This is a genomic window from Pseudomonas sp. RGB, from assembly GCF_007713445.1.
Taxonomy (GTDB): domain Bacteria; phylum Pseudomonadota; class Gammaproteobacteria; order Pseudomonadales; family Pseudomonadaceae; genus Aquipseudomonas.
In genome coordinates this window covers 347,375-364,581 of record NZ_VMSH01000001.1, presented here as the reverse complement: position 1 = coordinate 364,581, position 17,207 = coordinate 347,375, and the positions used below count along the sequence as shown (strand labels likewise).

General features: G+C 60.7%; 17 protein-coding genes. 9 read left to right on the top strand and 8 right to left on the bottom strand.

Annotated elements, in window-relative coordinates:
- Nucleotides 1-20 precede the first annotated feature (20 nt).
- The 8 genes from pepP (at nt 21) to gcvH (ending at nt 8,866) form a co-directional block, all read left to right on the top strand.
- Nucleotides 21-1,343, top strand: a complete 1,323-nt coding sequence (gene pepP, locus FPT15_RS01725; RefSeq protein WP_145157955.1) for a Xaa-Pro aminopeptidase — start codon at nt 21-23, stop codon at nt 1,341-1,343.
- Nucleotides 1,340-2,527, top strand: coding sequence for a 2-octaprenyl-6-methoxyphenyl hydroxylase (gene ubiH, locus FPT15_RS01720; protein ID WP_145157952.1), 1,188 nt, complete (start codon nt 1,340-1,342; stop codon nt 2,525-2,527). The genes pepP and ubiH overlap by 4 nt, the downstream gene beginning before the upstream one ends.
- Nucleotides 2,520-3,005, top strand: coding sequence for a DUF4442 domain-containing protein (locus FPT15_RS01715; protein ID WP_145157949.1), 486 nt, complete (start codon nt 2,520-2,522; stop codon nt 3,003-3,005). Before ubiH ends, FPT15_RS01715 begins: the two co-directional genes overlap by 8 nt.
- Before the next feature lie 9 nt (nt 3,006-3,014).
- Complete coding sequence (locus tag FPT15_RS01710; RefSeq protein ID WP_178119649.1) at nt 3,015-4,232, top strand: 2-octaprenyl-3-methyl-6-methoxy-1,4-benzoquinol hydroxylase; 1,218 nt, start codon at nt 3,015-3,017, stop codon at nt 4,230-4,232.
- 159 nt (nt 4,233-4,391) lie between these two features.
- A complete protein-coding gene (locus tag FPT15_RS01705) occupies nt 4,392-5,396 on the top strand; it encodes an extracellular solute-binding protein (protein WP_119737320.1) in 1,005 nt (334 codons plus the stop codon).
- Nucleotides 5,397-5,574: 178 nt separating this feature from the next.
- Complete coding sequence (locus FPT15_RS01700; RefSeq protein ID WP_145157942.1) at nt 5,575-7,191, top strand: iron ABC transporter permease; 1,617 nt, start codon at nt 5,575-5,577, stop codon at nt 7,189-7,191.
- A gap of 156 nt (nt 7,192-7,347) precedes the next feature.
- Complete coding sequence (gene gcvT, locus FPT15_RS01695) at nt 7,348-8,430, top strand: glycine cleavage system aminomethyltransferase GcvT (RefSeq protein ID WP_145157939.1); 1,083 nt, start codon at nt 7,348-7,350, stop codon at nt 8,428-8,430.
- 52 nt (nt 8,431-8,482) lie between these two features.
- The gene (gcvH, locus tag FPT15_RS01690) at nt 8,483-8,866 is read left to right on the top strand and encodes a glycine cleavage system protein GcvH (protein ID WP_145157936.1); all 384 of its coding nucleotides are present in this window, start codon (nt 8,483-8,485) and stop codon (nt 8,864-8,866) included.
- 145 nt (nt 8,867-9,011) lie between these two features.
- On the opposite strand, the gene FPT15_RS01685 is transcribed toward gcvH, so the two are convergent.
- From FPT15_RS01685 to FPT15_RS01655, 7 genes are all read right to left on the bottom strand, one after another.
- Complete coding sequence (locus tag FPT15_RS01685; protein ID WP_145157933.1) at nt 9,012-10,154, bottom strand: DegT/DnrJ/EryC1/StrS aminotransferase family protein; 1,143 nt, start codon at nt 10,152-10,154, stop codon at nt 9,012-9,014.
- 156 nt (nt 10,155-10,310) lie between these two features.
- Nucleotides 10,311-10,976 (bottom strand): outer membrane protein, encoded by a 666-nt coding sequence (locus tag FPT15_RS01680; protein ID WP_145157930.1) that lies wholly within the window; start codon nt 10,974-10,976, stop codon nt 10,311-10,313.
- A 176-nt stretch (nt 10,977-11,152) separates the two neighbouring features.
- Nucleotides 11,153-11,467 carry a DUF2388 domain-containing protein gene (locus FPT15_RS01675; RefSeq protein WP_003176799.1) on the bottom strand — a complete coding sequence of 105 codons (315 nt, stop codon included), beginning with the start codon at nt 11,465-11,467 and terminating at the stop codon, nt 11,153-11,155.
- Nucleotides 11,468-11,536: 69 nt separating this feature from the next.
- Nucleotides 11,537-11,983 carry an NfeD family protein gene (locus FPT15_RS01670; RefSeq protein WP_145157927.1) on the bottom strand — a complete coding sequence of 149 codons (447 nt, stop codon included), beginning with the start codon at nt 11,981-11,983 and terminating at the stop codon, nt 11,537-11,539.
- Between the two features lie 10 nt (nt 11,984-11,993).
- Nucleotides 11,994-12,914 carry an SPFH domain-containing protein gene (locus FPT15_RS01665; RefSeq protein ID WP_024077991.1) on the bottom strand — a complete coding sequence of 307 codons (921 nt, stop codon included), beginning with the start codon at nt 12,912-12,914 and terminating at the stop codon, nt 11,994-11,996.
- 77 nt (nt 12,915-12,991) lie between these two features.
- A complete protein-coding gene (locus FPT15_RS01660) occupies nt 12,992-14,683 on the bottom strand; it encodes a GspE/PulE family protein (protein ID WP_145157925.1) in 1,692 nt (563 codons plus the stop codon).
- Between the two features lie 82 nt (nt 14,684-14,765).
- The gene (locus FPT15_RS01655) at nt 14,766-15,104 is read right to left on the bottom strand and encodes a hypothetical protein (protein ID WP_145157922.1); all 339 of its coding nucleotides are present in this window, start codon (nt 15,102-15,104) and stop codon (nt 14,766-14,768) included.
- A gap of 127 nt (nt 15,105-15,231) precedes the next feature.
- Between FPT15_RS01655 and FPT15_RS01650 the strand changes: the two genes are divergently transcribed.
- A complete protein-coding gene (locus FPT15_RS01650) occupies nt 15,232-15,702 on the top strand; it encodes an Lrp/AsnC family transcriptional regulator (RefSeq protein WP_145157919.1) in 471 nt (156 codons plus the stop codon).
- A 49-nt stretch (nt 15,703-15,751) separates the two neighbouring features.
- Here FPT15_RS01650 and FPT15_RS01645 read toward each other — a convergent pair whose 3' ends face one another.
- Entirely contained in the window at nt 15,752-17,119 is a 1,368-nt protein-coding gene (locus FPT15_RS01645) for an inorganic triphosphatase (RefSeq protein WP_145157917.1), read from the bottom strand.
- Nucleotides 17,120-17,207 lie beyond the last annotated feature (88 nt).

Genomic DNA, 17,207 nt, shown 5'->3' with positions numbered 1-17,207 from the left:
GAAAGGAAGCCCATCTGCCCATGATCCATATCCCGAAAGCGGAATACACCCGTCGCCGCAAGGCGCTCATGGCGCAGATGGAACCCAACAGCATCGCAATTCTGCCGGCCGCCGCCGTGTCGATCCGCAACCGTGATGTCGAGCATGTTTACCGCCAGGACAGCGACTTTCAGTACCTGAGCGGCTTCCCTGAACCGGAAGCGGTGATCGTGCTGATGCCCGGTCGCCAGCACGGCGAGTACGTGCTGTTCTGCCGCGAGCGCAATGCCGAGCGCGAATTGTGGGACGGCCTGCGTGCGGGCACAGAAGGCGCGATCCGTGACTTTGGCGCCGACGATGCCTTCCCCATCACTGACATCGACGACATCCTGCCCGGCCTGATCGAAGGCCGTGACCGGGTGTATTCGGCCATGGGCAGCAACGCCGAATTCGACCGGCACGTGATGGAGTGGATCAACGTGATCCGCTCTAAAGCGCACCTGGGCGCCCAGCCACCGAACGAGTTTGTTGCCCTGGATCACCTGCTTCACGACATGCGCCTGTATAAATCGGCGGCAGAAGTGAAGGTGATGCGCGAGGCCGCGCGAATTTCCTGTGCGGCGCACGTCAAGGCGATGCAGGCCAGCCGCGCCGGGTTATATGAGTTCAGCCTCGAAGCCGAGCTGGATTACGAATTCCGCAAAGGCGGCGCGAAAATGCCGGCCTATGGCTCCATCGTCGCAGCCGGGCGTAACAGCTGCATCCTGCATTACCAGCAGAATGACGCCGTGCTCAAGGACGGCGACCTGGTGCTGATCGACGCCGGTTGCGAGATCGACTGCTACGCCAGCGACATCACCCGCACCTGGCCGGTCAACGGCAGGTTTTCGCCCGAGCAAAAGGCGATCTACGAGATTGTGCTGGCCTCCCAGGAAGCCGCCTTTGCCGAGATCGCGCCGAACAAACATTGGAACCAGGCCCACGAGGCAACGGTGCGCGTCATCACCGCCGGGCTGGTAAAACTGGGACTGCTGCAAGGCGACGTCGACGAGTTGATCGCCAGCGAAGCCTACCGTGCTTTTTATATGCACCGCGCCGGCCATTGGCTGGGCATGGACGTGCATGATGTGGGCGAATACAAAGTGGGCGGCGAATGGCGTGTGCTGGAAGTCGGCATGGCCTTGACCGTGGAACCCGGCATCTATATTTCGCCGGACAACCAGAACGTGGCGAAGAAATGGCGTGGCATTGGCGTACGCATCGAGGACGACGTGGTAGTGACCAAGCAAGGCTGTGAAATTCTGACCGGCGGCGTGCCCAAGACCGTCGCCGACATCGAAGCGCTGATGGCGGCTGCCCGATGAGCCGGGTCAACCTGGCCATCATCGGCGGCGGACTGGTAGGCGCCAGCTTGGCGTTGGCCTTGCAGGCGGGTGCCAAGGCGCGGGGTTGGAAAATCGTGCTGATCGAACCGTTCGCGCCAGGCGACAGTTACCAACCGAGCTACGACGCGCGTTCTTCGGCGCTGTCCTATGGCGCTCGGCAGATTTATCAGCGTTTGGGCCTGTGGCAGGCCATTTCCCGACGCGCCGAGCCGATCAAACAGATTCACGTGTCGGACCGAGGCCGCTTCTCCACTGCGCGCTTGTCCGCCATGGAGGAGGGCGTGCCGGCCCTCGGCTACGTGGTGGAAAACGCCTGGCTCGGCCAGTGCCTGTGGCAAGGTTTGGACAAGGAAGTGGTCAGTTGGCGCTGCCCGGCCGAAGTCACCCGCATGGAGCCACTGCCCGACGGTTATCGCCTGACGCTCAACGACGAAACCGTGCTGGAATGCGACCTTGCGGTATTGGCCGATGGCGGCCGCTCCGGTTTGCGCGAGCAATTGGGCATCGGCGTGAAAACCCGGCCCTACAACCAGAGCGCGCTGATCGCCAATATCACCCCAAGCGAAGCGCACAACGGCGAGGCGTTCGAGCGCTTTACCGACGAAGGCCCAATGGCCTTGCTGCCGCTGCCGGACAACCGTTGCGCGCTGGTGTGGACGCGCATCGGCATGGACGCCCAGCGCCTGGCCAACCTTGATGAACGCAGCTTCCTGAGTGAATTGCAGGGCGTGTTCGGCTACCGCCTGGGCACGCTGAAACAAGTCGGCGCCCGCCATTTGTACCCGCTGACGCTGGTGGAGGCCGAAGAGCAAGTGCGCTCGCACCTGGCGATCCTCGGTAATGCCGCCCACAGCCTGCACCCGATTGCCGGGCAGGGTTTCAACCTGTCCCTGCGCGACGCGAACGCCTTGGCCGAGGCCTTGCTGGCCGGGCCGGCAGTGCCGGGCGACCTGGCAACGTTGCAGCGCTATCGCGAGCGCCAGCGCCAGGACCAGCAACTGACCGTAGGTTTTTCCGATCAAGTGACCCGACTGTTTGGCAGCGCGCAACCGTTAGTGACATTGGGCCGTAACCTGGGCCTGCTGGGCCTGGATTTGTTGCCGCCCGCCAAACGCTGGTTCGCCCGTCAGGCCATGGGCCTGGGCACACGCCCTGATGCTTAACTGGCTGACCCGACGCCTGGGCAAGGCGCGGCTGTTGCGCTGGGTGCTGTCCCTGTACCCGCCGTACCTGGGCGCGGGAATTCGGGTGCAGGCACTCAGCGCCGATTTTCGCCACGCCAAGGTGCGCATGGGCCTGGGCTGGTACAACCGCAATTACGTCGGTACGCAATTTGGCGGCAGCCTGTATTCGATGGTCGATCCGTTCTACATGTTGTTGTTGATGGAGAACCTGGGGCGCGACTACATCGTCTGGGACAAAGCCGCGAGCATCGACTTCGTGTCGCCGGGCAAAGGCCCGGTCTACGCTGAGTTTTCCATCGACGAGGCCTTGCTGGACGAGATTCGCCGGCAAACCGAAGGCGGCGAGAAGTACTTGCCCCTTCTCAAAGTACAGATTCATGACGGCTCCGGCACTCTGGTGGCGCGGGTCGACAAAACCCTTTACGTGCGGCGCAAGCCGCCAGCAAAGCAGGCTTAAAGCATGGACATGCGCGCAGATGTGCTGATTGTCGGGGCCGGAATGGTCGGAAGCGCCCTGGCGCTGGCGTTGCAAGGCAGTGGCCTGCAGGTGCTGCTGCTCGATGGCAGCCCGCTGAGCGTCAAACCGTTCGACCAGGTTGCGGCCTTCGAACCCCGCGTGAGCGCCTTGTCGGCCGCCAGCCAGCGTATTCTGGAGCGCCTTGGCGTGTGGGATGGCATCGTCGAACGGCGCGCCAGCCCTTACGGTGAAATGCAGGTATGGGACGGCAGCGGCACCGGGCAGATCCATTTTTCGGCAGCCAGTGTGCATGCCCAAGTGCTCGGGCATATCGTCGAGAACCGGGTGGTTCAGGATGCCTTGCTCGACCGCCTGCACGACTGCGACCTGGGCCTGCTGGCCAATGCGCGCCTGGAGCAGATGCGTCGCTCCGGCGATGACTGGCTGCTGACCCTGGCCGACGGTCGCAAATTGCGTGCGCCGCTGGTGGTGGCCGCCGACGGCGCCAATTCCGCCGTGCGCCGCCTGACCGGCACCGCCACGCGCGAATGGGATTACCTGCACAACGCCATCGTCACCAGCGTGCGCAGCAACCAGCCGCACCAGCGCACGGCGTGGCAACGCTTTACCGATACCGGCCCGCTGGCGTTTTTGCCGCTGGTGCGCGATGGGCAGGAGGATTGGTGTTCGATCGTCTGGTCGACCACACCGACGGAGTCCGAACGCTTGATGGCGCTGGACGACGACAGCTTCTGCCGTGAACTGGAGCGCGCGTTTGAAGGGCGCTTGGGCAATGTGATCAGCGCCGACCCGCGCGTATGCGTACCGCTGCGCCAGCGCCATGCCAAGCGCTACGTGGCCGAAGGCCTGGCGTTGATTGGCGATGCCGCCCATGTGATCCATCCATTGGCCGGGCAGGGCGTGAACCTGGGTTTTCTTGACGCGGCGGTGCTGGCCGAGGTGCTGTTGGCTGCGACGGAACGTGGCGAACGCTTGGCGGATGTGAAGGTGCTGAGCCGCTACGAGCGTAGACGCATGCCGCATAACCTGGCACTGATGGCGGCGATGGAGGGCTTTGAACGCTTGTTCCAGGCCGACCAACTGCCGTTACGTTGGCTGCGTAATGCCGGATTGAAACTGGTCGACCAGATGCCCGAAGCCAAGGCCGTGTTTGTGCGCCAGGCCCTCGGGCTGACGGGCGACCTGCCAGACCTAGCAAAGCCCTGAATTGAAATATGCCCCCTGTGGGAGGGGGCTCGCCCCCGATGAGGCCAGCCCATTCGGCGCAAATCCCAACTATGCAACATCTGGTAACGCCTCCAGCAAGCGCTACCAAATGTGAGTCCTTATCATTTGCCCTCTTTTTGCAAATGAGAGACCGCACCCATGTTGGCACCCAAACGCCTCCTGACTGCCCTGGCACTCACCCTCATCGGCAGCACCACCGTGCAGGCAGCCGACGAAGTCGTGGTCTACTCCTCGCGCATCGACGAACTGATCAAACCGGTGTTCGACGCCTACACCCAGAAGACCGGCGTGCAGGTGAAGTTCATCACCGACAAGGAAGCGCCCTTGATGCAGCGGATCAAGGCCGAAGGCGAAAACGCCACGGCTGACCTGCTGCTCACCGTTGATGCCGGCAACCTCTGGCAAGCCGAACAGATGGGCATCCTGCAGCCGTTCACCTCTGCGGTGATCGACAAGAATATTCCCCTGCAATACCGCTCTTCCAACCATGCGTGGACCGGCTTGAGCCTGCGCGCGCGGACCATTGCCTATTCCACCGACCGGGTAAAACCCGGTGACCTGACCACCTACGAAGCGCTGGCCGACAAGCAATGGGAAGGGCGTCTGTGCCTGCGTACGGCGAAGAAGGTCTACAACCAGTCGCTGACCGCCACGCTGATCGAAACCCATGGCGCGGCCAAGACCGAAGAAATCGTCAAGGGCTGGGTCAACAACCTGTCCACCGACGTGTTCTCCGATGACATCGCCGTGCTCGAAGCGATCAACGCCGGGCAGTGCGACGTGGGCATCGTCAACACTTACTACTACGGCCGCCTGCACAAGCAGAAACCGGACCTTGCGGTGAAGCTGTTCTGGCCGAACCAGGGCGACCGTGGCGTGCATGTGAACCTGTCGGGCATCGGCCTGACCAAACATGCGCCGCACCCGGAAGCCGCCAAGGCCTTGGTGGAATGGATGACCACGCCTGAGGCGCAGAAGATCTTTGCCGATGTGAACCAGGAGTTCCCAGCCAACCCCGCCGTGCCGCCATCGGCGGAAGTCGCGACCTGGGGCAAGTTCGTGGCCGATACTCTGCCGGTGGAAGTGGCCGGTAAACGTCAGGCTGAGGCCATTCGCCTGATGGATCGCGCTGGCTGGAACTGAGTACAGATCTAACTGTGGGAGCGGCCTTGTGTGGGAGCTGGCTTGCCTGCGATAGCATCACCTCGGTGTAAATGACACACCGAGGTGCCTGCATCGCCGGCAAGCCCGGCACCCACACAAGCCCGCTCCCACAATGTTAGCCACGACTTCAAAACCATCATTTCCAGAGAGCTTTTCCTTGGCCCACCCCGCCCAACGTCGCTGGTACCTGCCGGTCTTCACCGTCGCCGCACTGGTGCTACTGCCGCTGAGCGTGTTGTTGCTGTCCTGGCAGAGCATCGATCAACAAATCTGGTCGCACCTGTGGGAAACCCAGATGCCCCGCCTGCTGGGCAACACCCTGACATTGGTGTTGGGCGTTGGCACCGGCGTGACGCTGTTGGGCGTAAGCCTGGCCTGGCTGACCAGCCTCTGCGAATTCCCGGGGCGGCGCTGGCTCGACTGGGCGTTGATGCTGCCCTTCGCGATTCCGGCCTACGTGCTGGCCTTTGTGTTTGTCGGCCTGCTGGATTTCGCGGGGCCGGTGCAAACCCTGTTGCGCGAAGGGTTCGGCAACGGCTTGCGCCTGCCACGCGTGCGTTCTACCAGCGGCGTGATCATCGTGCTGGTGCTGGTGTTCTATCCCTACGTCTACCTGTTGGCGCGCACTGCATTTTTGGCGCAGGGCAAAGGGCTGATGGAAGCGGCGCGGGTGCTCGGTCAATCGCCATGGCAAGCGTTCTGGCGTGTCGCATTGCCCATGGCGCGGCCGGCAATTGGTGCCGGCGTCGCCTTGGCACTGATGGAAACCCTGGCGGACTTCGGCGCTGTCTCGGTGTTCAACTTCGACACCTTCACCACGGCCATCTACAAGACCTGGTACGGCTTTTTCAGCCTTTCCAGCGCCGCACAACTGGCCAGCCTGTTGCTTCTGGTGGTGATGCTGGTGCTGTACGGCGAACGACGTGCCCGAGGCGCCAGCCGCCCGAGTAATGAGCGGCCACGCGGCAAGGCGTTGTATCACCTGCGCGGTTTCAAGGCGGCGGCAGCCAGCACGTGGTGTGGCTTGGTGTTCGCCTGCGCCTTTGTCATCCCGATGCTGCAACTGGTCGCCTGGTTCTGGCAACGTGGCCGGTTCGATCTGGATGAGCGCTACAGCGGCTTGATCATCCATACCCTCTACCTGGGTGGCATCGCGGCACTGATTACGGTCAGCGTGGCGTTGATATTGGCCTTTGCCAATCGCCTGGCGCCCACGCGGGCGATCCGCTCCGGGATCAGCCTGGGCAATGTCGGCTATGCCTTGCCGGGTTCGGTGCTGGCGGTGTCGATCATGCTGGCGTTCAGCTACCTGGACCGTGAGCTGGTGGTGCCGTTGTCGAGTTGGCTCGGCGGCGCGGGCAAGCCCCTGTTGCTGGGCAGCCTGTCGGCGTTGGTGCTGGCGTATCTGGTGCGTTTCCTGGCAGTGGCCTACGGGCCGTTGGAAAACAGCCTGGCGCGAATCCGTCCCTCGTTGCCGGAAGCAGCGCGCAGCCTCGGCGTGAGTGGACCGCGACTGTTTTGCAAAGTGTATCTGCCGCTGTTGCTGCCGGGGACGTTGAGCGCGGCGCTGCTGGTGTTTGTCGATGTGCTCAAGGAAATGCCTGCGACCCTGCTGATGCGCCCGTTTGGCTGGGACACCCTGGCGGTACGAATTTTTGAAATGACCAGCGAAGGGGAATGGGCGCGAGCCTCATTACCCGCACTCACGTTGGTGTTGGTGGGCCTGTTGCCGGTGATCGGCCTGATTCGACGCTCCGCTCGGCAAATCGGTTAGGTGCCAGTCCTACGGCTTGCGGCTACAATGCGCGGCATTCGGTGCGCTCCGTCCTTCGGATCGAGTCGTTGTATGTCGCTGCAGGCCTTGTAGTCAGAGGTGTTGAGCGCAAACAGCAGCTCTGTGCATCTTCGCCAATCCCGGAAGGAGAAACCCATGGGACAGCGTACGCCTCTGTATGACCTGCATCTCGCCCTCGGCGCGAAAATGGTCGATTTTGGCGGTTGGGATATGCCTCTGCACTACGGCTCGCAAGTTGAAGAACACCATCAGGTGCGACGCGACTGCGGGGTGTTTGACGTATCTCATATGACCGTGATCGATGTCACAGGCCTTCAGGCCAAGGAATGGCTCCAGCACCTGCTGGCCAATGATGTCGATCGTTTGCATGGCTGCGGCCGTGCGCTTTACAGCGCCATGCTCAACGAGCAGGGCGGCGTGGTGGACGACATGATCGTTTACCGCACCGAGACCGGTTATCGGCTGGTGGTCAACGCCGCTACGCGTGATCAGGACATGGCCTGGATGCAAGCACAGCTGGGCGACTACGCGGCGCAGCTGCATGAGCGGCCAGAATTGGCCATGCTCGCCATTCAAGGCCCGCACGCCCGGCAGAAAATCGCCGAGCTGGTCACCCAGGCCCGCGGCACGCTTATCCACCAGCTCAAGCCCTTTGAAGGCCAGGCCGATGGCGATTGGTTTATCGCCCGCACGGGTTACACCGGCGAAGACGGTCTGGAAATTGTCCTGCCGGCCGAGCAGGCTCCGGGCTTTTTCAACGATCTGGTAGGGGCCGGTATTTCACCCATCGGCCTTGGCGCCCGCGATACGCTGCGCCTCGAAGCCGGCATGAACCTGTACGGTCAGGATATTCACCAGGACGTTTCGCCTCTGGCGGCCAATATGGCCTGGAGCATCGCCTGGGAACCGGCTGAGCGTCAGTTCATCGGCCGCACTGCCCTTGAGGCGGAAAAGGCCGCAGGTGTGCAGTTCAAATTGGTCGGGCTGGTACTGGAAGAGCGTGGTGTTTTACGCGCTCATCAGGTGGTTCGTATCGCCAATGTTGGCGAAGGGGAGATAACCAGTGGTAGTTTCTCTCCTACGCTGAGCAAATCCATTGCCCTGGCGCGCGTACCGACGGCCACCGCCGATCGGGCCGAAGTGGAAATCCGCGGCAAGTGGTACCCGGTTCGAGTGGTCAAACCGACCTTCGTGCGCCATGGCAAAACCTTGATTTAACTATTTCCGGCAGGCCTGAGGCCGCTGACATTTCTTCTTGAGGACACAGACTATGAGCGATATCCCTGCCGACCTGCGTTTTGCCGAAAGTCACGAGTGGGCCCGTCTGGAAGCCGACGGCAGTGTGACCGTCGGTATCTCCGACCATGCTCAGGAAGCTTTGGGTGATGTGGTGTTTGTTGAGTTGGCCGAAGTCGGCGCCAAGTTTGACGCTGAAGGCCAGGCTGGTGTGGTTGAGTCTGTGAAAGCCGCTTCGGATATCTACTCACCGGTTGCTGGCGAAGTGATCGCCGTTAACGAGGAACTGAGTGGCAGCCCTGAACTGCTGAACTCCGACCCGTATGGCGCCTGGATCTTCAAGCTCAAGCCAAGCAACCCGGCTGACCTGGAAAAACTGCTTGATGCTGCTGGCTACAAAGCGGCCATCGGCGAGTAAACGCGAGCCGTTGGAACAGCGCAAATCAATGTGGGAGCTGGCTTGCCTGCGATAGCATCACTGCGGTGTGGTTGAATCACCGCGGTGCCGGCATCGCAGGCAAGCCAGCTCCCACAGTTGATTGCGGATAGCTGGCAGTTCGTTTTCAGCTCGCTTTCAGTACCGCTTTTACCGCCGCAACCGACCGCTCGACATCCGCCTCTGTCATCGCCGTGAACATCGGCAACGACACGATCAAACGCCCAACACGCTCAGCCACCGGGAACATGCCTTCCTTGAAACCCTGTGCCCGGTACAAGCTCAGCAGGTGGATTGGCGGGTAGTGATAGCCAATGCCGACGCCGTGGGCCTGCATCTGTTCCATGAACGTAGCGCGGGCGGGCAGACCATCCTGACGCTCCGGCAATACCAGCTGGAACAGGTGCCAGTTGCTGTTTTCGAAATCCGCTGGCGGCAGTTGCGCGCCGTATTGCGCTTCAAAATCGCTGCCGAAGCACTTGAAGTAATGGCGTGCCAGTTTCTGGCGATGCGCAGTGATCTTCTCGATATGCGCGAATTGCCCCAGGCCGATGGCTGCGGCTATGTCGGTCATGTTGAATTTGCCACCCAGCACATCCACGTCCAGGCCGTCGAAGCCGGTGCGGGTAACACCTTGCAGGCGATACTTTTCAGCCAGACGGGCTTCCTCGGCGTTGTTCAACACCAGGCAACCGCCTTCGGAAGACGTGATGTTCTTGTTCGCCTGGAAGCTGAACGAGACGAAGTCGCCGGTCGCGCCGATACGCTCGCCATCCCAACTGGAGCCCAACGCCTGGGCGGCGTCTTCGACAATGCGCAGGTTGTACTTGTTGGCCAGCGCGTAGAGCATCGGCATATCCAGGGGCAGGCCCGCCAGGTACACCGGAATGATCGCCTTGGTGCGTGGGGTGATCGCGGCTTCTACCTGAGCCAGGTCGATATTGCGGGTGACCGGGTCGATATCCGCAAATACCGGCGTGGCCCCTACTTCCAGAATCACGTTTGCCGTGGCGACCCAGGAAATCGGCGTGGTGATCACTTCATCGCCAGGCCCGATGCCGGCGATGCGCAACGCGATCTCCATGGTGCAGGTGCCGGAATTGAAGGTCCGCACCGGACGGCCGCCAAAGTATTCCGAAAGCTGTGCTTCGAACGCCTGCACTTTCGGCCCGCTGGTGATCCAGCCCGAGCGCAGTACATCGCCGACCGCCGAGATGGTCGCTTCGTCAATGGTAGGTTTGGAAAACGGCAGAAAGGGCTGTTGGCTCATAACGACGAAGGCATCCGTTTCAGATAGGCGATGAGTAATAGAGGTATCAGTACCGCATGGTTGCACGGCTCGACTGAATATAGCCTGTCGTCGGTGAACGAATTGTCATGTTGCGCATAAAAAATGCCGCTTATCAGCGGCATTTTCTGTTGCAGGTCAGAATGAAACGCGCGCTTCAAGAAACACATTCTGCTCTTTGAGTTTGCCCTTGAGCTGTTCATCGCGGGCGTTTATCCGGTTAGCGAAGGTGTTGTAGCCGGTTTCGACCTTGCCCATGTCCACGTAACGCCAACCTGTGCCCAGAGTGACCTTTTCGCTGACCTTGGCCTCCAGGCCCAAGCCTGCGCTGTAGGCAAAGTTGTAGTGACGGTTACTGGCGAACTGGCGAGTAGCATTGCTCTGGTACCCCGCGGCATCGATTTGCGCCATGCCGATACCGGCCATTGCGTAGAACGACAGCCAGTCATTGACCGGGATATTTTTATAGCCGTTGAGCATCACGCGCTGGCTGTCGACCTCCAGGCGGTTAACGTTGGAATTGAAGGGGGCCCAATAGGAGTCGAACGTCGAGCTGCTGCGCGTGGTGTATTCCCCTTCCAGGCGCCAGCCATCGGCAAAGGCGTAACCTAAAGCCAATGACCCAGTGAACGCCTTGTTACTGTCAGGGGCCTCCACGCGATCAGTGACGCGTGGGCTGGTCAATTGCGCACTGGAGAGGTTCTGACGGGCACTGTTGAGCTTTGCCGACCCGTACCAATTTTCGGCTTGAGCCAAGGGTGCAGCTAACGCAGAGAGAGCCAAAGCGTAAGCAAGTTTTTGCATGGGAGAGGATTCACTTTAACTAAGAGAATCTCAGTGTGGCGCTTGGTACTTTTGTGTTCGGCAGGAGTTTTCCGCTTTCAACGGGAAAAAGCAGAAGGTCTGGGCGGCGGCGGAGATCGTAGAGAAACAGGCATAAAAAATGCCGCTTAAAAAGCGGCATTTTTTATGGGCAGGTATTATTCGGTCACAGCATTTTTCGCGAGGATGGCGTTAGCCAACTCCATGTCCGTGGCCTGCAGGCCAGGGTTGTCGGCGCGAACTTTCTGCATGGCAGCTTCCAGGTACGGGCCGCGGATGCCGCCGTCGCTGGCGACAAAGCTACCGGCGTCGTCTTGGGCGGCGACCACCAGCTTGTGGTCCTTGAAGGTCAGGTACGTCGAGCCAGTCGTGGCGCCCGACGAGATGACATTGCGCCAGAAGCTGTCGGCCATGGCTGAACCGACAGGTAGGGAAAGCACAGCGAGGGTCGCGACAGCATATTTGAGACGCATGGTGGGTGACTCCGGGTGGGTTATCTGAACAGTTTGATTGTAGATAACCCAGGCGAGTTCCATCACTGACTAAACAGTTTCGACCTGTAAAACCACGCCATCCTGACCAATGACACGTACTTGAGCGCCCACGGGGCTGTCCGGCCCGGTTGCCATCCACACGCCATCGCCGACTTTTATCTTGCCTCGACCATCGACGATGGCTTGATGCACCACAAAGGTGCGCCCTATCAATTCCGAGCCGCGCATATTCAGCCTCGGCTGATCGCTGACTTTGGCGCTGCTGCGCTGGCGCTTCCACCAGTACACCGCTGTGAGGATCGACAACACGGCGAATAGCAGCAGCTGCCATTCCAGCCCGAGCGGTGGGATCAAAAACTTGATCACGCCCACAGCAGCGGCAGCAATCCCCATCCACAGCAGGTAGCCACCGGCGCCGAATACTTCAAGAATCAACAGCACCGTACCCAGTGCCAACCAATCCCAGAACGACAGATGCTGCAGGAAATCCCACATGGCGATCGCCTCAGCCTTTCTTGTTGTCGAACGTTGCCTTGACGATTTCGCCGATCCCACCGACGGCGCCAATCACCTGGCTGGCTTCCAGCGGCATCAGGATGACTTTGCTGTTGTTGGCCGACGCCAGCTTGCCCAATGCATCGATGTATTTTTGCGCCACGAAGTAATTGATGGCCTGCACGTTACCGGTGGCGATTGCTTCGGATACCACCTGGGTCGCACGGGCCTCTGCTTCTGCCTGGCGTTCACGGGCTTCGGATTCGAGGAAGGCTGCCTGGCGTCCACCTTCGGCTTCAAGGATCTGCGCCTGCTTCTTGCCTTCGGCGGTCAGGATCGCCGATGCCCGCAGGCCTTCGGCCTCCAGGATCTGCGCACGCTTGATCCGCTCGGCTTTCATCTGGCCGGACATGGCGGCCATCAGGTCGGCGGGTGGGCTGATGTCCTTGATCTCGATCCGGGTGATCTTGATGCCCCACGGCGCCGTGGCTTCGTCCACGGTGCGCAGCAGCTTTTCGTTGATGCCGTCACGCTGGCTAAGCATCGCGTCCAGCTCCATGGAGCCGAGCACGGTACGGATATTGGTTTGCAGCAGGTTACGGATGGCATGCTCGAGGTTATTGACCTCGTAGGCGGCCTGGGCGGTGTTGACTACCTGGAAGAAGCACACGGCGTCGATCTGCACGGTGGCGTTGTCGGCGGTGATCACTTCCTGGGGCGGGATATCCAGCACGCTTTCCATCACGTTGATCTTGCGACCGATGCGATCCATGACCGGGATGATGATGTTGAGGCCAGGTTTAAGGGTGTTGGTGTAGCGGCCGAAACGCTCGACCGTCCACTGGTAACCCTGAGGCACCACCTTGAAGCCCATGAAAAGGATGGCCACGGCCAACCCGACGAAAAGAAGCAGTACGGTTCCGATCTGCATAGCGATTCCCTATCTGATGGTGTCAGTGAAGCGACGTGCGGCCGATTGTAACGGTCTGGTCACGGATAAGGACGGTTTCAGCGGGCAACAAGCAAATCATTTGTTTCTGAATCCCCAGGCGTTACCCGTAATACTTCTGCCATCGTTGTCAGCCCGGCATTCACTTTGTCGATGCCGCTCATCCGCAGTCTGCGCATGCCTTGGCTCCGCGATGCCCGACGTAAGGCCTGCACGTCGGCGCCCGGTGTGATCAGCGCCTTGAGCTTCTCGTCCATCACCATGATTTCGTAGAGCCCGGCGCGGCCTCGATAACCGCTATCACGGCAGTCCGCGCAGCCGACCGCTTCATGGGTATTGCCGTGCCCAGTCACCCCACGTTTGCAGTGAGGGCACAAAAGCCGCACCAAGCGCTGCGCCATCACACCTATCAGCGTAGCTTTGATCAAATAATGAGCAATGCCAAGTTCCTGCAAACGGCTGATAGCGCTGGGTGCATCGTTGGTGTGCAGGGTCGATAGCACCAGGTGCCCGGTGAGCGCGGCCTGGATGGCCATTTCTGCCGTTTCCTGATCGCGAATCTCACCGATCATGATGATGTCCGGGTCTTGGCGCAGCAGTGCGCGAACACCGCTGGCGAAGGTCAGGTCGATGTTGTGCTGCACCTGCATCTGGTTAAAGGCGGGTTCCACCATTTCTATCGGGTCTTCCACTGTGCACAGGTTGACCTCGCGGGTCGCCAGTTGCTTGAGCGTGGCGTAGAGCGTGCTGGTCTTGCCTGAGCCGGTAGGCCCGGTGACCAGGATGATGCCGTTGGCCTGGCCGGCCATGGCATGCCAGCGTTGCTGGTCATCGGCAGACAAACCCAACTGGTCAAAATCCTTGAGCAAGACGTGCGGGTCGAAAATCCGCATCACCAGTTTTTCGCCAAACGCTGTCGGCAGTGTGGAGAGGCGCAACTCCACTTCGATGCCCGCCGGGCTCTTGGTCTTGACCCGGCCGTCCTGGGGTTTGCGTTTTTCCGCCACATTCATACGGCCCAGACTTTTCAGGCGGCTGACCACCGCCATGGTGACCTGGGGTGGAAACTGATAGACGTCATGCAGCAGCCCGTCGATGCGAAAACGCACGCGGCCCTGGTCGCGACAGGGTTCGATATGGATGTCACTGGCTCGCTGGCCGAAGGCGTACTGCAACAGCCAGTCGACGATGTTGACGATATGCGCGTCATTGGCGTCCGGCTCCTGATCACCGGTGCCGAGGTTGAGCAGTTCGAAGTTGCCAGCCACCGCAACTTTTTGATCGGCACCGCTGACGGACTTGGCCAGCCGGTAGAAGTCACCGATACAGCGCTGAATCTCTCGGGGGTTGGCGACCACGCGCCTGATCGAGCGCTTGAGCACCTGTGCCAAACCGGCCTCCCATCCACGGATATGCGGCTGGGCGCTGGCGACGGTGACGGTCTGCGCATCCACCGCCACCGCGAGGATGGCGTGGCGCTGCGCGAACGCGTGGGACATCAACGGCACCACCGCCGCCACGTCGATCTTCAGCGGGTCGATACGCAGATAAGGTTGCCCGACATGCCCGGCAAGCCATTGAGTCAACGTTTCGAGGCAAGGCCCTTCAGCCGCGATGCTTTCCAACGGATGTCGAGTGGCGGGTGCTTTCGCTGACCTTTGCGCCTCGTCCGCTGTAATCAGCCCCTGCTCGACCAATGCAGGTAACAGTTGATGCAGTTCCAATCGATGATCGTGCAAGGCGGCGAGCATGAAGAATTCCTGAGTGACGGCGGGCCTAATCTCAGGCTAGCCATCCTCTGAACGCCCACCGCTCAGGGTGTATTGCAGGTTTTTACTGATTGGCCGCCGCCACCGCTTGAGGCCGCACGGAATCAGCCTGCCACACCTCCAGCGAGCACACGCTGATCAGGTTTCGAATCTTTTCACCGATCACCTGGGCGCGATGCCAGCTCAGGCCGTTCATCACGATATCAATGTTCAGCAGGTCGTCGTCACGGCTCACATTGACCTGTTGCGGCGTCAGGAACTGCAACGCGAAGTAATTCAGTACCCGGCACAGCAAGTCCGGTTCTGCCTCGGCGGTGATCTGATAATGCGCTTGGCAGTGGGCGCTGTTGACGGCCCATGCATCGAGACGCGTAGCGGGGCAGGTGGTTTCGACGGCGTGCATGCTGACTCTCCAGATTCGACTGGAGAAATTTTTACATTCGCACGCGGAGATTTCTTGTCTAAGATGCGCCATATTGGTGAAAAAACGACTCAAGTAATTCAGCCTTAGCGCCTTCATAGGTATTTTTATGCACAGTGAGTTGGACGCCTACGACCGCCGCATTCTGGCCCTGCTGCAAGAGGACGCCTCGCTTTCCAGCGCGCAGATCGCCGAGCAGGTGGGTCTCTCGCAATCGCCATGCTGGCGGCGTATTCAAAGGCTTAAAGAGGAGGGTGTGATTCGCGCGCAGGTCACGCTGCTGGACCGCAAGAAGATCGGCCTCAACACGCAGATTTTTGCCGAGGTCAAGCTCAATGCTCACGGACGGTCCAACTTCACCGAATTCACCGAAGCGATTCGCGGGTTTCCAGAAGTCCTGGAGTGCTATGTGCTGATGGGGGCGGTGGATTTTCTGCTGCGCATCGTTACCTCTGACATCGAGGCGTATGAGCGGTTTTTCTTCGAGAAGCTGTCGATGGTACCGGGGATTCAGGAGGTGAATTCGATTGTGGCCCTGTCGGAGATCAAGTCCACCACCAGCCTGCCAGTGTTGCGCTGACTGTGGGAGCGCACAAGCCCGCTCCCACATTTGACCGAGTTGCCTGGTATTACAGACGCAGCAACGTCTTCCATGCACGGTTCTGATACACCGCAATCGCCTGATGCATACGCGCATCCAGCGACTCGTCGGTAATCGGCTGATTAGCCAGTACCGCCAGCTTGTTCAGCTCGCCGTACAAACGGTCCAGTTCCGGAATGTCCACCACCTGACGCGCGTGGTGCAGCCAGGCCTGGATGCGTTCAATGCGCGGCAGCTGCTCGGCCAGGTCTTCCGGTTGTTGCTGGTAACGTTGCAGTTGCAGGGCAACGGCGTCGTCAGCCAGCAGGCGCGGCAGCCAGTTGGTGATTTGCGCAGCGCCCTGGCGGTTGCCACGTACGTTGCGGTCGGCGGTCCAGGTGCGGGCCAGCAGCCAGCGCGAGGTGTTCAGCGAGAACAAGCCCCAGCGCACGTCTTGCAGTTCTTCAACAAACTGTTCAGGTGCGGCTTTGCGGATGTCTTCATCGTCGTCACCGGCCTGCACCAGTGGGCGCCAGTCTTCCAGCAATGCATCGAGTGCGCTGCGCAGCTCGCTGGTGGATTGACGCGGGGCGGCCTGACCGAGGCTGCCGATCAGCGCGCGCAGTTCACCGAGGTTTTCGACCCAGTCCTGCAGCAAGCGCCAGTGGCCATTGAAGCGATATTGCTCGGCCAGGCGCTGGCTGCTGCCCAACAGGTGCCACATGATCGCGGCGAAGGCGTCGTCCAGCGGCATTTCGGCGTGGATCTGCGGCGCGGGCAGGCTCAGCGAGTAGCTGCTGGCGTCATACAGACGGTAGCCGCGCTCGGCCTTGCTGATATCGCACGGCATCAGCGCCAGAGTGGCGGCCAGTTCGGCGGCCAGTTCCAGCAGGGCGGCCGGTTCACCTTCGCGCAGTTCCAGTTCCAGCTCGCAGATTTCTTCTTTCTGCTTGCCGACCACGACGTGGCCCAGGTCCAGAGCGGCTTCGATCACGACCTTGGCCTTGCCACGGCCCCAGGCGATTTCGGCACGTTCGCGCACAAAATCGGTGGTGAAAATCGGCTTGAGGGTCTTTTTGTCCAACTCGGCCAGTTGCTCGGGCCAGCATTCGCCGTCGAGTTTCTTCACGTCGAGCTTGGCTTTGGGCAGGTCCCAGTTGTACTCGTTGCGTTCCGACAAGCCGGCGACGCTTTGGCCACGGGTCTTGAGGGTCTGGATGATTTCGTCACCGTCCTCGCGCAAACGCAGGGCGACTTTGGCCTGAGCCAGGTCGCGCTCGGGGGTGTCGAAGTATTGGTTCATCAACTCACGGCGTTCCCAGCCACTTTTGTTGCGTTTTTTCAGTAGCGGGTGCTCACGCAGCGCGGCGAGTGTTTCGCGGCTGACGCGGAGCTTGATTTCGGTTTCTTTCTGCATGGCCGGAAAATCCAGGATCGGGAGCGCAGCCGGGGAAAAGAGTGGCTGCCAAGGTCGTGCAGTGTACAGGACTGAGCCCGGCAACGCG

Excerpts from the sequence above, each read along its gene's own strand:
- pepP (WP_145157955.1), top strand. The coding sequence starts at position 21 with ATGATCCATATCCCGAAAGCGGAATACACCCGTCGCCGCAAGGCGCTC.
- ubiH (WP_145157952.1), top strand. The coding sequence starts at position 1,340 with ATGAGCCGGGTCAACCTGGCCATCATCGGCGGCGGACTGGTAGGCGCC.
- FPT15_RS01715 (WP_145157949.1), top strand. The coding sequence starts at position 2,520 with ATGCTTAACTGGCTGACCCGACGCCTGGGCAAGGCGCGGCTGTTGCGC.
- FPT15_RS01710 (WP_178119649.1), top strand. The coding sequence starts at position 3,015 with ATGCGCGCAGATGTGCTGATTGTCGGGGCCGGAATGGTCGGAAGCGCC.
- FPT15_RS01705 (WP_119737320.1), top strand. The coding sequence starts at position 4,392 with ATGTTGGCACCCAAACGCCTCCTGACTGCCCTGGCACTCACCCTCATC.
- gcvT (WP_145157939.1), top strand. The coding sequence starts at position 7,348 with ATGGGACAGCGTACGCCTCTGTATGACCTGCATCTCGCCCTCGGCGCG.
- gcvH (WP_145157936.1), top strand. The coding sequence starts at position 8,483 with ATGAGCGATATCCCTGCCGACCTGCGTTTTGCCGAAAGTCACGAGTGG.
- FPT15_RS01685 (WP_145157933.1), bottom strand. The coding sequence starts at position 10,154 with ATGAGCCAACAGCCCTTTCTGCCGTTTTCCAAACCTACCATTGACGAA.
- FPT15_RS01680 (WP_145157930.1), bottom strand. The coding sequence starts at position 10,976 with ATGCAAAAACTTGCTTACGCTTTGGCTCTCTCTGCGTTAGCTGCACCC.
- FPT15_RS01675 (WP_003176799.1), bottom strand. The coding sequence starts at position 11,467 with ATGCGTCTCAAATATGCTGTCGCGACCCTCGCTGTGCTTTCCCTACCT.
- FPT15_RS01670 (WP_145157927.1), bottom strand. The coding sequence starts at position 11,983 with ATGTGGGATTTCCTGCAGCATCTGTCGTTCTGGGATTGGTTGGCACTG.
- FPT15_RS01665 (WP_024077991.1), bottom strand. The coding sequence starts at position 12,914 with ATGCAGATCGGAACCGTACTGCTTCTTTTCGTCGGGTTGGCCGTGGCC.
- FPT15_RS01660 (WP_145157925.1), bottom strand. The coding sequence starts at position 14,683 with ATGCTCGCCGCCTTGCACGATCATCGATTGGAACTGCATCAACTGTTA.
- FPT15_RS01655 (WP_145157922.1), bottom strand. The coding sequence starts at position 15,104 with ATGCACGCCGTCGAAACCACCTGCCCCGCTACGCGTCTCGATGCATGG.
- FPT15_RS01650 (WP_145157919.1), top strand. The coding sequence starts at position 15,232 with ATGCACAGTGAGTTGGACGCCTACGACCGCCGCATTCTGGCCCTGCTG.
- FPT15_RS01645 (WP_145157917.1), bottom strand. The coding sequence starts at position 17,119 with ATGCAGAAAGAAACCGAAATCAAGCTCCGCGTCAGCCGCGAAACACTC.